The 13276-nt window shown below is 70.3% G+C and carries 12 protein-coding genes; 9 read left to right on the top strand and 3 right to left on the bottom strand.

The window, feature by feature from the left end:
• Positions 1 to 350 precede the first annotated feature (350 nt).
• The 8 genes from ACWD10_RS24925 to ACWD10_RS24890 are packed head-to-tail and all read left to right on the top strand — an operon-like array spanning position 351 to position 9807.
• Positions 351 to 1475 (top strand): glycosyltransferase, encoded by a 1125-nt coding sequence (locus ACWD10_RS24925; RefSeq protein ID WP_451094626.1) that lies wholly within the window; start codon positions 351 to 353, stop codon positions 1473 to 1475.
• Positions 1472 to 2932: a sugar transferase gene (locus ACWD10_RS24920; protein WP_451094584.1), complete on the top strand. Its 1461-nt coding sequence runs from the start codon at positions 1472 to 1474 to the stop codon at positions 2930 to 2932. Before ACWD10_RS24925 ends, ACWD10_RS24920 begins: the two co-directional genes overlap by 4 nt.
• 2 nt (positions 2933 to 2934) lie before the next feature.
• Positions 2935 to 4317 carry an O-antigen ligase family protein gene (locus tag ACWD10_RS24915; RefSeq protein WP_451094582.1) on the top strand — a complete coding sequence of 461 codons (1383 nt, stop codon included), beginning with the start codon at positions 2935 to 2937 and terminating at the stop codon, positions 4315 to 4317.
• Positions 4314 to 5939, top strand: coding sequence for a murein biosynthesis integral membrane protein MurJ (gene murJ, locus ACWD10_RS24910; RefSeq protein WP_451094580.1), 1626 nt, complete (start codon positions 4314 to 4316; stop codon positions 5937 to 5939). Before ACWD10_RS24915 ends, murJ begins: the two co-directional genes overlap by 4 nt.
• On the top strand, positions 5929 to 6711 hold the full coding sequence (locus ACWD10_RS24905; protein WP_451094579.1) for a polysaccharide deacetylase family protein: 783 nt from the start codon (positions 5929 to 5931) through the stop codon (positions 6709 to 6711). The genes murJ and ACWD10_RS24905 overlap by 11 nt, the downstream gene beginning before the upstream one ends.
• Positions 6708 to 7844, top strand: a complete 1137-nt coding sequence (locus ACWD10_RS24900) for a glycosyltransferase (protein WP_451094577.1) — start codon at positions 6708 to 6710, stop codon at positions 7842 to 7844. Before ACWD10_RS24905 ends, ACWD10_RS24900 begins: the two co-directional genes overlap by 4 nt.
• Positions 7845 to 7849: 5 nt before the next feature.
• Positions 7850 to 8545: a lipopolysaccharide biosynthesis protein gene (locus ACWD10_RS24895; protein WP_451094575.1), complete on the top strand. Its 696-nt coding sequence runs from the start codon at positions 7850 to 7852 to the stop codon at positions 8543 to 8545.
• Positions 8542 to 9807: a GNAT family N-acetyltransferase gene (locus tag ACWD10_RS24890; RefSeq protein ID WP_451094573.1), complete on the top strand. Its 1266-nt coding sequence runs from the start codon at positions 8542 to 8544 to the stop codon at positions 9805 to 9807. The genes ACWD10_RS24895 and ACWD10_RS24890 overlap by 4 nt, the downstream gene beginning before the upstream one ends.
• Here the strand turns inward: ACWD10_RS24890 and ACWD10_RS24885 are convergent.
• The 3 genes from ACWD10_RS24885 to ACWD10_RS24875 all read right to left on the bottom strand — a co-directional run bounded on the left by ACWD10_RS24885 (position 9705) and on the right by ACWD10_RS24875 (position 12514).
• Entirely contained in the window at positions 9705 to 11075 is a 1371-nt protein-coding gene (locus ACWD10_RS24885; RefSeq protein WP_451094571.1) for a glycoside hydrolase family 26 protein, read from the bottom strand. The two genes, ACWD10_RS24890 and ACWD10_RS24885, sit on opposite strands and share 103 nt — an antisense overlap.
• 206 nt (positions 11076 to 11281) lie before the next feature.
• Positions 11282 to 11854 (bottom strand): hypothetical protein, encoded by a 573-nt coding sequence (locus tag ACWD10_RS24880; protein WP_451094569.1) that lies wholly within the window; start codon positions 11852 to 11854, stop codon positions 11282 to 11284.
• A 183-nt stretch (positions 11855 to 12037) separates the two neighbouring features.
• Positions 12038 to 12514, bottom strand: coding sequence for a DUF5949 family protein (locus ACWD10_RS24875; RefSeq protein WP_451094567.1), 477 nt, complete (start codon positions 12512 to 12514; stop codon positions 12038 to 12040).
• Between the two features lie 241 nt (positions 12515 to 12755).
• Between ACWD10_RS24875 and ACWD10_RS24870 the strand changes: the two genes are divergently transcribed.
• A complete protein-coding gene (locus ACWD10_RS24870; protein WP_451094565.1) occupies positions 12756 to 13181 on the top strand; it encodes a DUF6299 family protein in 426 nt (141 codons plus the stop codon).
• Positions 13182 to 13276: the final 95 nt, after the last annotated feature.

Genomic DNA, 13276 nt, shown 5'->3' with positions numbered 1-13276 from the left:
ACGCTCCGCGTCGTCGAGCCATTGTGCCTCTCCTCCGGCACAACACACCTTGGACTGCGTGGAGTTGGGGGCCCCTTCCGGGCCCCCAACTCGAGTTTCCGCGTTCATTGTTCCCTTCCTGCAGCGCTGCGTATACGTATCGCAGACGGTCGCGTACGGTTCCGCAGCCGATCTCCGCTGCAGAATTCCGTAGCGATACCGGGCCTCATGACCACCACTCAGGTGGTACCCGACGGTCCCGCGGCGCGTTTTCATTAGATCTGCCCGGCGTCAACTAGAGTTTCCTCTCTACGCCCCGGGTCCACCTTTTCGGCCCTGCTTACAGAAAGCCGAACGTGCCGCACGAGACCATGACAGAAGACCGGAACTTCACGGCTTTTCATATCCTTCAGCCTGGCGGAGGAGGAGTGCCTCGGGTTGTCGCCGACCTGGTCCGGGAACAATTGCGCGCCGGTATGAGGGCCGTTGTGGCGTGCCATCCCGAACTGCCGCTCGTCGGGGACCTGCGCGAGGCGGGCGCACACGTCCACACCTGGCGGGCCACGCGGTCACCCGGTCCTCAACTGGCCCGGGAGACATGGCAAGCGGCCCGGCTCATCAGGGCCTGCCGACCCGACATCGTGCACGCGCACAGCGCCAAAGCCGGACTGGCCGCGCGGCTTGCGGTGCGCGGCCGCGTGCCCACGATCTATCAGCCCCATGCCTGGTCCTTCGCCGCCGTCCAAGGGCCGTTGGCCGAGGCCGCCCTGCGCTGGGAGCGCTTCGCCGCACGCTGGTCCGACCGCGTTCTGTGCGTCAGCGCCGCGGAGCGCGCCACGGGGCAGGCCGCGGGCATCACGGCGCGCTGGGAGGTCATCCCCAACGGCGTCGACCTGTCGCGCTTCACTCCCCCACCGGCACCCGCCGTGGCTGCCCGCTGCTCCCCCCTCGTGATGTGCGTGGGCCGACTGTGCCGCCAGAAGGGCCAGGACGTGCTCCTGAAGGCCTGGCCCGAGGTGCTCGCGGCCGTTCCCGACGCCCGCCTGATCCTGGTCGGTGACGGGCCACTCCGTACGCAATGGGAGCAAGCGGCCCCCGCGCAGGTGGACTTCGCCGGATCGGTGACCGACGTACTGCCCTGGCTTCGGCGGGCCGACCTGGTGGTCCTTCCGTCGCGTTGGGAGGGCATGGCCCTGGCGCCCTTGGAAGCGATGGCCACCGGGCGCCCGGTCGTCGTCACCGATGTCGACGGAGCGCGCGAGAGCCTCCCGCCCGAGCACCGGGCGCTGGCCCTTGTACCCCCGGACGACCCGGGAGCGCTGGCGCGGTCCCTCACGACGTTGCTCGTCGACGTCCCGCTGCGGCAGGCGATGGCCCAGCAGGCGTACGTCCACGCCCAGGCGTTCGATGTGCGCCGTACCGCGCAAGCCGTCATGGACCTGTACCGCCGAGTGGCTCCGACCAGGTCTGCCGCACGTGAGTGTCTGAGCGCATGACGACCGGCAGCGCACCTTCGCCCACAGCCGCCGCGGCCCGCGTACGCCCGGCGGATGCGGTCGAGGAGCGGCATCAGGGGCTTGTCCCCGCTCCCCCGGCACGCGGCCGGATGGCCGCTCCCCTGGTCGTCGGCGACGTGGTGGCCGTGTCGGTCGCTTGTGCTGTGGCGCCGGGGCTTGAGCGCCCCGTGGTGGTGGCCGTACCGCTGGTCCTCGCGCAGAGCGTGCTGCACCTGCGCCGCGGCCTTTATGCCCCGCGGTTGAGCTGCTCGGCGCTTGCGGAGATGCCTGCCGTGGCCACGTGCGCGGCGCTGACCTGGTGTGCGGCCGCCGCGCTTGTCGCCGCGCGGGATCCGCGGCATGCGCTGTCGTGGTCCGCCCTGGCCCTCGCCATCGGGGGGCAGGTCCTTCTGCTGTGCACCGCCCGCGCGCTGGTCTACCGGATGCGGCGATGGCATCTGGTGCGCCGGCCGCGCCCCACACTGGTCGTCGGACGGGGCACCGACGCCTACCAGTTGGTGAGTCTGCTGCAGCAGCAGCCGCGGCTCGGGTTACACCCCGTCGGCGTCGCCACCTCGCACCGCGTCCCGCCGCCACCCTCGGAGCGCCGGATTCCCACGCTCCCCTTGTTGCGGGACCGGGCCGACGTCCTGCGCGCGGTGATCCAGAACGGGGTACAGCACGTCGTCATGGCTCGCTCGTGGGGATCGTCCGCGCTGGTGGCGCCCGACCTCATGCGGCTGTTCGACGCGTACGGACTTCAGGTGTGGCTCGTCGACACGGGCGAGGAGGACCAGCTCATGTCCCCGCCGTGGGCGCTCCCGGATGACCTGTACGGCTATCCCGCGCACGCGCTGCGGACCCGCCCCGGTCGGTCAACGGCCATGTACGCGAAGCGTCTTATCGACATCGTCCTCGGCGGGACGGCCATCGTCCTGCTCAGCCCGGTCATGGCGCTGTGTGCCGTGGCCGTACGGTGGGCCGACGGGCCCGGCGTGTTGTTCCGCCAAGTACGCGTCGGCCAGGACGAGCGGACGTTCACCCTGCTCAAGTTCCGCACCCTGCGCCCGGTCGACGAGACCGAGTCGGACACGCGGTGGAACGTCGCGGGAGATGCCCGGATGAGCAAGGTGGGCACCTTCCTGCGGCGCAGCTCGCTGGATGAGCTGCCGCAGCTGTGGAACGTGCTGCGGGGCGACATGAGCCTGGTCGGCCCGCGCCCCGAGCGGCCCTACTTCGTGCGGAAGTTCGCCCAGGAGTACCCCGGCTACGCGGCCCGGCACCGTATGCCCACCGGCCTCACCGGCCTCGCCCAGATCAACGGGTTGCGCGGGGACACCTCCATCGCCGACCGGGCTCGCTTCGACAACCGGTACGTCAACACGTGGACGCTGTGGCAGGACGTGTGCGTCGCCCTGCGCACCGTCGCCTCGCTGCTGCGCCCGGGAGGGGGCTGAGCATGACCACGGCTGCGATGACCCGGAATCCGCTGCCGTCGGGCCGACCGGGAGCGTCCCGGCCAGCGCATGGGTTCGCCGTGCTGTTGGCAGCCCCGGTGCTCCTGCTGGCCGTCCCCTATACCGAGGGGGGCGCGAACACGCCCAGCGTCACGCCCGCGGACGTCGCCACCGCGCTGCTGGTCTGCGGGTGCGCGGTCCAAGCGCTGCGGCGCCGTTCCCGTCCGCTGTCCCTGACGGCCGTTCTGGTCCTCTCGGCGCCCGCGGTGGGCGTGGCCGTGGCCACCGTGACGGCCGCGGACCCGGTGGCCGCGCTGCCGGGGCTGATCCGCTATCTGCAGGTCTTCGTGCTCGTACCGGCGGCCCTCCTTCTTCTGATCCGGGACGCGGCGGACTTCCGGATCGTCGCCGCAAGTCTGGTGCTGCTTGCCCTCGTTGAGGGCGGAATCGGGCTTCAGCAGTACGTGACCGGCACCGGCGCGTCGTACATGGGGCAGGACATCCGCGCCGTCGGCACGTTCGGGGCCACCGACGTGATGGGCATGGCCACCGTCGTGGCGCTCGGCCTCGTGGTCGCCGCGGCGCTCGCCCTCGATCCGGCTCCCGGCCGTCCCGCGTGGTGGCGTCCGGCGTTGCTCGCGGCGGGCGGCGTGCTGTGCGTGCCGTTGGCGTTGTCGTTCAGCCGCGGCTCCTGGATCGCCACGTTGATCACGCTGTGCGGACTCGTCGCCCTCACCGGATGGCGCCGCCTGCTCCGGTTCCTCGTCGCCTCGGTGGCCGCGCTCGTCGTCCTGATCGGTGGCTTCGGCGTCGGCTCCGACCTGCTTGCCGAGCGTCTGACCAGCATCACTCAGGTCACCGACGCACCGGACCAGTCCGTGACCGACCGTTACACCATGTGGGCCGCGTCCGCCCGGATGTGGCGCGAGGACCCGGTGACCGGCGTGGGGCTCAAGGGGTTCGCCGCCCACCGGGACGCACACGCGGGGCTGGCCCTTTCATCGGCCGGCGACACCGGGGGTGCCGGGCGCGAATTCCACCGTCAGCCGCTGCTCTCCCCGCACAACATGTATCTGCTCGTGCTCGGCGAACAGGGCCTGTTGGGGCTGCTTACGCTGGTCGGCAGCTGGCTGGCCGTGCTGGTCCTCGCCGTACGCCGAACGTTCCGGGCGCGCCGATCGGGCCTCCCCGCCGACTGCGGCCTGGTCGCGATCGGGCTGCTCGTCTGGCACCTCATCAACTTCCTCTACGCGGACATCGGCGGCCCCTCGACCTCGTTGACGGGGATCGTGCTCGGTCTGTGCGCCTGGTGGGCTCTGGGCGCCGCCACCCACGCCGCCGGCTCGGGCAAGATGGGAGATCCGGCGGAGCGCGGACGGCCATGAACGAAACGGTCAAGAACCCGGCGCCCACCGCACCCTTGCCCGCAACCGGGGTCGGTCCGGAACGCCTGGGCCGCTTCCTGGCCAGGGCGGCCGTGTGCACCGCCGCGCTCACCACGGCCGGAGCCGCCCTCGGCCTGGTGCGGGACCAGACCATCGCTCACCTCTTCGGCGCGGGCGCGGAGAGCGACGCCTTCCTCGTGGCGTGGACCGTCCCGGAGATGGCCTCGACGCTGCTGATCGAGGACGGCATGGCGCTGCTCCTGGTACCGGCCTTCAGCCACGCCCTCGCCCAACGCGGCCCCCGCCCGCACAAGGCGGACCCCGTACGCGAGTTGATCGCCGACACGTTGCCGCGGCTGCTGACGCTGCTCGCGTGCGCGGCGCTGCTGCTCATGGTGGCCGCACCGGTCGTCGTCCACCTCCTGGCGCCGGGGCTGAGCCGACCGGACATGGCCGTGGCCTGCACCCGGCTGACCGCGTTCACGCTGTTCACGTTCGGTCTGACCGGCTACTTCAGCGCCGCGCTGCGCGCGCACGGCAGCTTCCTGGCGCCCGCCGCCATCTATGTGGCGTACAACGTGGGCATCATCGGCACGGTGGTGGTGCTGCACGGCGCGTGGGGCATTCGCGCCGCGGCCGCGGGGGTCGCCCTCGGCAGTGCCCTGATGGTGCTCGTGCAGTTGCCGTCCTTTCTGCGCCGCCGCGCTTCCGGCGCCTCCGTTCCGCCGCCGCGAGCCGGGAGAGTCGCCGCGCCGCGCCCGGTCCTGATGAGCCTGGGGATGCTCGCGCCCGTCGTCCTGTTCACCGTCAGCCGCCAGTCCCAGGTGGTCGTCGAGCGCTTCCTGGCCGCGGGGCTCCCCGACGGCGCCATCTCGCACCTCAACTACGCGCAAAAAGTGGCCCAGCTGCCCATGGTGCTGTCCTTGATGATCTGTACGGTCACCTTCCCGGTCGTGGCCCAGGCCATGGCCGACGGCGACCCGGAACGGGCCCGGCGCCGGGTCGAGCGGGACCTGGCCTGCGCGGCCCTGGTCGTTCTGACCGGCACGGCGCTCGTGGTCGGCTACGCCCCGCAGATCATCGAAGTCCTGTTCCACCGCGGGGCCTTCGACGCCACCGACACGGCCGCCACCGCGGGCGTCATGCGCGTCTACGCCCTCGGCCTGCTCGGGCACTGTCTGGTCGGCGCGCTGTGCCGCCCGTTCTTCTCGACCAGCCGTCCCACCTGGTATCCACCGGCCGCCATGGCCGCCGGTCTGGCCACCACCACGGCGGCCGGTTCGGCGAGCGTCGGCCAGTGGGGGGCGTACGGCATCGCCGCCGCGAACGCGATCGGCATCAGCGTCACGGCCCTCCTGCTGCTGCGCGGCCTCGGCCCGCGCGTGCTGCCCCTTCGGGTCAGCGGCACGCTGCTCACCCTGGCCCGGCTCGTGGTCGCCGCGGCGGTCAGCGCGAGCGCGGGCTGGTTCCTCGGGCCGTACGTCCCGGACCCGCTGCTCAGCCTCGCCCTGGGGTGCCTGGTCGTGCCCGCGCTGTTCGCCGCGTCGGCCGCGGCCCTGCGGGCGCCGGAAGTAACCGACTTCGTGGACCTACTCCGTCGAAAGGCCCGTCATGCGCGCTGACACGGCGGCGGCCCGCCCCGTACCGCTCTCCCGGACGCGGTTGCCGTGGATCTGGATGTACCACTCCATCGACGACGCCACGTATGACCCGTACAGCATCACGGTCACGCCCGAGCGCCTCGATCACCAGCTGCGGTGGCTGCGCGGCCGGGGCCTCACCGGGGTGAGCGTGGCCGCCCTGCTGCGCGCCCACGAGGCGGGGCGGAGCCGGGAACTGGTCGGTCTGACCTTCGACGACGGGTACGCCGATTTCCTCACCGACGCGCTACCGGTGCTGCGGCAACACGGCTTCACGGCCACGGTGTTCGTCCTGGCGGGCCGCTTGGACGGCGTCAACAGCTGGGATTCGCTGGGCCCTCATAAGCGCCTGCTGTCCCGGGACGCGATCCGTGCGGCCGCCGCCGCGGGCATGGAGATCGGCTCCCACGGCCTGCTGCACACGGACCTCACCCGGCTCTCGCCCGCCGATCTGCACCGCGAGGTACGCGACAGCCGTGCCGCCCTCGCCCACGTCACCAAGCAGCCGCCGCAGGGCTTCTGCTACCCGTACGGAACGCTGAACCAGCAGGTGGTGGACGCCGTGCGCGCGGCCGGTTACGCGTACGCGTGCGCCATCGCCCCCGAACCGCTGCACGGCGCGTTCGCGCTGCCCCGGGTGCACATCAGCCAGGCCGACCGCGCGCTGCGCCTGCGTATCAAGCAGCTCCTTCATCGGGGCTCGGTTCCGGTGTCCCGGCCTTCCGCCACTCGACCCGTGAGCGAACACCGATGAGAACCCTGCACGTCATCACGGGCCTCGGCATCGGCGGCGCCGAACAGCAACTGCGGATCCTGCTGCGGCATCTCCCGGCCGACAGCGAGGTCCTGACCCTCACCAACCCCGGGCCGGTGGCCGACCAGCTCCGGGCCGACGGGGTGTCGGTCACGCACCTGGGCATGCGCGGCAACCGCGATCTGCGCGCGCTGCCCAGACTGACCCGGTTCATCGCGGCCGGGCGCTACGACCTCGTCCACACCCACCTGTACCGGGCCTGCGTGTACGGCCGTCTTGCCGCCCGGCTCGCGGGGGTGCCCGCCATCGCCACCGAGCACTCACTGGGGCGGCACCGCATCGAGGGGCGGCCGCTGACCCGCGGGAACCGGGCCCTGTATCTGTTCACCGAGCGGCTGAGCCGGGCCACCGTCGCCGTCTCGGACACCGTCGCCGAGCGCCTGCGGAACTGGGGCGTACCCGCGCGGCGCATCCACGTCGTGCCGAACGGCATCGACGCCGAGCAGTTCCGCTACGACGCGGCGCGGCGCCGCCGTACCCGGGACGCGCTGCGCCTCGACCGCGCCGCCTTCGTGGTCGGCGCGGTCGGACGGCTCAGCCCGGGCAAGCGCTTCGACGTCCTGCTGCGCGCCGTGGCCGACGTTCCAGGGGTGCATCTGCTGCTCGTCGGCGACGGCCCGGAGCGAGCCGGGCTCCACACCCTGACGGCCGCTCTCGGCATCGGCGACCGGGTCCACATGCCGGGGGCATGCGACGTCGACGGCGAACACCTCGGCATTCCGGGCCTGTTGGCGGCCATGGACGTGTTCGTCTCCACCTCCCACGAGGAGGCGTTCGGGCTTGCCATCGTCGAGGCCCTCGCCGCCGGACTGCCCGTCCTGTACGCGGCGTGCCCCGCCCTGGAGGACCTGCCCGCCGACCACTGCCTCGGCGCGCAGCGCGTCAGCGCCGACGATGCCCTGCTGGTCCAGGAACTGCGGCGGGAACTGCGGCAGGAACTGGAGCGGCATCGCGGCGCGGGCCCGCGCCGCCTCCCACCGCCACAAGCCGTCACCCACTACGACATCAGACGCAGCGCACAACACCTCATGCACCTCTACGAGCACACCCTCCGCACGTCCACCAGGAGCTGACCGCTGTGGGAATCCGCCGTCGCATCCCGTCACTCTCGTCCCTGCTCTCGTCCCTGAAAGCACCGAGGCCGCGCCTGCGGCTGCCCCGCACACGCCAACTCCCGCGCTGGTGGCCGCTGCCCGCGTGCGCCGCCCTGGGCCTGGCGGCGGGCACCGCGCACGGCGTGCTCGCGGAGCCCGAGTACGCCGCCACCACCTACCTGATCGCGACGGCGGAGAAGAACGCCGACCCCACCGCGACCCTGGGCTTCGCCCAGGCCTACGGCCGCCTCGCCACCAGCACGAGCACACTGGCGTACGCGCAGGCGACCGCAGGCGTACCGGCCAAGCAGCTGCCCCGTCACGTACAGACCGAGACCTCGCCCGACTCGCCGATGATCGGCATCACGGGAACGGCCGCCAAGCCCGGTGACGCCGCCGACATCGCCAACGCGGTCGCCGACTCCCTGAGCCTCAACGCCAATGACCGGACCGACGACACCGGGGTACGCCTGGTCCGCTTCTCCCGCGCCATCAAGCCCCCGGCGCCCACCTCCCCGTTGCTGCCGTTGAGCGCCGGAGTCGGGGTCAGCGCGGGCGGCCTGGTCGGCGGGCTGCTGCTGCTCGTACAGCCGCGCCGGACACGTACGCACGAGACGGCGCCGCTGCCGGCCCCGGCCCAGTCGCCCGCGCCGACGGCCAAGGAGCAGCAGCCGACATGACCACCTCCCGCACCGCGCCGCCCGCCGCCGTGACCGTCACCCTGTGCCGGGACACCGCGGACTTCACCGCCCTCGAGGGCGCGTGGAACGAGCTGCACGAGCGCTGCGGTACGGCCACCCCGTTCCAGACCCACGCATGGCTGCACTCCTGGTGGCGTGCGTACGGCAGGCCCGGGCGCCTGAGATTGCTCCTGGTCAGGCGGGGCGAAGAACTCATCGGCGCGGCTCCCTTGATGCTCACCCACCGCCCGCTGCCCACACTCGTCCCGCTGGGCGGCCCCATCTCCGACCTCTTCGACGTCCTCATCGCCGACGAACACGCCGACGCGGCCGTCCTCGCGCTCCTGCGCGGCCTGCGCCAGGCGGCCCGCCACCACGTGATCGATCTGCGCGAGGTACACCCGGGCGCCGCGGCCCACCAGCTCTACCAGCGCTGGCAGGGCGCACGACGCCGCCTGGACGACTCCATCTGCCTGGAACTGCCCGCCCTGGGCATCGACGAACTCGTGAAGGGTCTCGCCTCGTCCCGCGCGCAACGCGCCCGCGCCAAGCTGCGCAAGCTCGACGCCGCGGGCATCGACGTACGCACCGTGCCCGAGCACGACGTGCCCCAAGCCATCGCCACACTCCTCCAGTTGCACGTGCTCCAGTGGCAGGGCCGGAGCATCACTCCGGAACACCTCACCCCACGCTTCGCGCGGCATCTCACCCAAGCCGCGCAGGCAATGGTGCGAACCGGGAACGCCTCGGTGACCCTGTACCGCCTCGAAGGCCGAACGGTGGCGGCCAACCTCAGCCTGCACTCAGGCCCGCTCTCCGGCGGATACCTCTACGGAGCCGACCCCGAATTGCGACGCAGAAAACTCGACGTGTCCGCGATGCTGCTGCGCGAGTACGCCAAGAGCGCGGTGACACAACACCGCACCATCATCAGCCTGTTGCGGGGCGACGAGCCGTACAAACACCATTGGGGACCGGACCGAGTCGTCAATCAGCGCCTGCTTCTCGCCCCGTCGGGCATGTCACCGCTCCTCGACCTGTACTACGCGCACCTCGCCGCCCGCCGCACGCTGGCACGCAGAGCGAAACCTCATCTGGCACGGGCGCGCGCCGCGTGGCGACGTACCAGGGCTACCGCCGGAACACTGAACACCGCGGCTCAGAAGGGCCACTTGGGAACCGCCCAGTCCCAGCCCCAATCCCAATCCCAATCCCAGTCTTCCCAGTCCCAATCCTCGTCCCAGTCCCAGTCCCAGTCCTGACGCACACACGCCTGTGATTCATCGCGGCCGTCGTCGCCCCACTCCCCGAATTCGATCGGCACGCACCACTGGTCGGGGTTCACCCCGGTCGGATGGGGTGTCGGAGTCGGCTCGGATGGGGGACTCGTCTCCGGCGGCTCGGGGAAGTCCTTGCCGAAGAGCCTGGTGCGAAAGACCTTCGAGGACGCGGGGTTGTCGTCGCACTGCCATACGCCGTGCGGGCAGTAGTCGCTGATCGTCTGGTAGAGCGGCTTGTGCCGGGCGAACCAGTCGAGCATCCCCCGCATGTATTCGGGATTGTCCCCGTTCCTGAACAGTCCCCACTCCGGGTACGAGATGGCTTTGCCGTGCGCCTTGGCGAAATCGACCTGGTGCTGAAGACCGTAGGGGCCGCGTACCTGCTCCTCGAACGTCTCGCCGGGCGGCTGGTCGTACGCGTCCATCCCGATGATGTCGACCACGTCGTCGCCCGGATAGCACAGGGTCCACGGCACGGCGTCAGGGCCGCGACTGGGAGCGAAGTCGAACCGGAATTGCCCTCCGGGTACGGAACGCATTGCTGTCACGATCCGTTTCCAGTACGCCTTCCAGGCCTGGGGGTCCGGACCGCAGCGGTGGGTGTAGGTGATGCCGTTCATCTCCCACCCCAGCACGATCACCGTGTCGGGAACTCCGAGGTCGACGAGGCGACGGGCGAGTTTCTCGAAATGCTGGTCGAACTCTCCGCTCGCGCCCGCGCGCAGCAGACGGCTGACCTCTCCGTCGGGGACGCCTTCTTCATTCCGTTCCAGCATGGGAACGTTGAGAACGAACATCCGGTCCGGGCTGCTTTGCTTCCAGCGCGCCCAGGACTCCAGGAACCCCGGCTTGCCTTCGATATTGGACCAGAGATCTCCCGGCAGGTACGTGTGTCCTACGCGCAGCCGAGAACCGCCGAGCCAGCGGGACAACTCCTCCATACGGGCCACACCTTCAGGGCCGTAACCGAGATAGGCGCCCGTAGCGACGGCAGAAGAATCAGGAGGCTCCGATCCGTCCCCACTCGCAGGTGGGGATGCAGATGCAGATGCAGATACGGATACGGATGAGGATGGAGACGGAGAAGGAGAAAGAGACGGAGACGGAGACCGGGATGGAGACGGTGAGGAAGATGCGGACGGTGCCGGGTCCGGGTCAGAACTCGAAGAACCGAGCATCGTCCCAGTGGTCAGCAGACTCGCCGTCACCGCTAGAAGACACGTTCCCGTCATTCGGCGGCGAGCCTGCACAGTTCCTCCCACAGAATGCGTCCGCGTTCCCGATCCGCGCCGTTAAGAGGACCCTCTTCTCGGTGTGGCGTGACGGCATCCCGTGGTAGCCCATACGTGAGCCATGGGCGGAGCAGCGACCGGACACAGCGAGACGCTGTGGTGCGACGGCCCAGGTCAGGCCGCCGCACCACAGCGTCTCAGGTCAGGCCGCAGCCCTACGCAGCTCAGATCAGACCGGCATCCGCCTTGGGGTTCGCCCGGAGCATCGGCGTCAGCATGGCCGCGTCCGGAAGCTTCGCCTTGGGGAGCATCAGCGGTCCTGCCCCGGGCCGCGTCAGCGGTGCATCAACCGCCATGCCCGGGCTGGTCGCACGGACCGGCGCCTTGGACGTGTCCAAGTCCACCCCGGCGACCCGCTTTTCGCTCAACGGATTCGTCACCGGGGCGTCCACGACCGTATGCGGAACAGACGTATTCAGCGGGATCTGCGGAATCGTCCGCTCAGGGAGCAGGCTGTCCTCACTGAAGCGCGGCGCGCCCGGTCCTCGAGTCAACACGAGCGGCACTTCGCCGTACACGTGCGGAACCGCGACGGGAGGGTCGACGGGAGATGCGTGTCTGGCAGCTTCCAGAGGCAGAGTGACCGGCACCGGCACGGCGGGGTCGGTGTCGAGGGCGTCGGTCCCGGGCGTCACGGGCGTCGCCGGCACGGCGGCGTCGGCGGCGGCGGGCGTCACGGCCGTCCCCGGCACGGCGGCGTCGGCGGCGGCGGGCGTCACGGCCGTCGCTGAGGCCATACACGCCAGCATCGCGGCCAGATTGACTCGGCTGGTCATCTTCACGGCATCCACCTGGGAGAGAAGTAGTCATTCGTTCGTTCATCACAACGAGCCCGGACGGGAAACCCCACGGTTTTTCCCCTGTGCGCAGCAATGACCACCTCGGTCGGCGCCAACCCGGCGGTCAGACGTATCAAAGGGTCAGACGCGGCTGCGCAGCTTGCCGACGGGCAGCATGCAGTGCGCGGCCGAGGCGACTACGGCCTCGTCTCCGATGTAGGCGGCAAGGGCCTCGGTGGTGACGGGCTTTCCCGGAAGGGCTTCCGGCCAGGCCTTCGCGCTGAGGATGAGGTGCACCGGGGAACCGCCCTCGATGACGTCCAGCCACTCCTGCGGTACGTCGCCCTGGGCGATGAACGCCTGCATGTTGAGGACCGCTTGGCGCCCTTCCATGAGCAGCGTCACGGGAAAGTCGGGGCGCGACCCGTCCGCCATGTCCCCGCCGGCAGAAAGTCCCAGGCTTTGGGCGAGCTCGGCGACGGCCTTCTCGGCCGCCTCGGCCCCTTCCTCGGTGTCGCCGAGGCTGTAGACCAGCAGGTAGGGGGTGTCATGACCTTCGTCGTGCGCTCCGATCCAGGTAAGGGTGGACATGGTGCCGAGCTTTTGGGTTTCGACCATGGGCCGGAACCTTAGTGGTGTCCTCGGCAGGGGCGAGTGCGCGATTCACCCATTCAGCGCAGTGTCGTGTATCCGGGCCCGATCGGCCAGTTGGCCGACCTTGTGTTAACGGGCGGGAAGAAGAGTGAATCCTTGATGCGCAGCAATACCGCTGGGTGACTGACCGCGTTTATCACACGTCACATCACTCCGCACTCCGCTCAACTTCCCACAACAGAGTCGAACCAGAAGGACAATTGCCATGCACGCAAGGTCTGCCATGGGTGTCGCCTGCCTGACTGTGCTGCTCTGTGCCGGCACGGCCAGCTCCGCTCCCGGCGACAACGTTCACATCGATGGCAAGGCCGTCATCACGAAGGACGACCGCGTCCTCGCTTCGGGAACGTACCAGTGCACCAGGAACACGACCCCTGAGCCGGTCATGGTCACCGCGACCGTGAGGCAGGGCGACAAGTCCGTCTCCGGTGGCTCCCAGCAGGCCATCTGCGATGGGCGCACCCATTCCTGGTCCGTCGAGTCGTCGGAATTCGGGAACGGACGCCTCATTCCGGGCCGGGCAACGGTGGAAAGCACCCTCATGCAGCTCGAGCTGCGTGACGGGTTGATTCCTCTCATGCCTGCATTCCTGACCGCCGCCGAACGCGAGGTCGTCCTGACCGAGGAGTAAGCCGAGGAGTCATTCGGGACGGCGCCGTAATCCCCGGGCCCGAGGCGACCGGGGGATCAGCCGCAAGCGTCACCGAGTGAAGTCATGGACAGAAA

The sequence above is a fragment of the Streptomyces sp. NPDC002851 genome, assembly GCF_053591935.1.
This window is presented reverse-complemented; position numbering and strand designations above follow the sequence as displayed.

Coding starts and splice junctions, on each gene's coding strand:
- ACWD10_RS24925 (WP_451094626.1), top strand. CDS start 351: ATGACAGAAGACCGGAACTTCACGGCTTTTCATATCCTTCAGCCTGGC.
- ACWD10_RS24920 (WP_451094584.1), top strand. CDS start 1,472: ATGACGACCGGCAGCGCACCTTCGCCCACAGCCGCCGCGGCCCGCGTA.
- ACWD10_RS24915 (WP_451094582.1), top strand. CDS start 2,935: ATGACCACGGCTGCGATGACCCGGAATCCGCTGCCGTCGGGCCGACCG.
- murJ (WP_451094580.1), top strand. CDS start 4,314: ATGAACGAAACGGTCAAGAACCCGGCGCCCACCGCACCCTTGCCCGCA.
- ACWD10_RS24905 (WP_451094579.1), top strand. CDS start 5,929: ATGCGCGCTGACACGGCGGCGGCCCGCCCCGTACCGCTCTCCCGGACG.
- ACWD10_RS24900 (WP_451094577.1), top strand. CDS start 6,708: ATGAGAACCCTGCACGTCATCACGGGCCTCGGCATCGGCGGCGCCGAA.
- ACWD10_RS24890 (WP_451094573.1), top strand. CDS start 8,542: ATGACCACCTCCCGCACCGCGCCGCCCGCCGCCGTGACCGTCACCCTG.
- ACWD10_RS24880 (WP_451094569.1), bottom strand. CDS start 11,854: ATGGCCTCAGCGACGGCCGTGACGCCCGCCGCCGCCGACGCCGCCGTG.
- ACWD10_RS24875 (WP_451094567.1), bottom strand. CDS start 12,514: ATGGTCGAAACCCAAAAGCTCGGCACCATGTCCACCCTTACCTGGATC.
- ACWD10_RS24870 (WP_451094565.1), top strand. CDS start 12,756: ATGCACGCAAGGTCTGCCATGGGTGTCGCCTGCCTGACTGTGCTGCTC.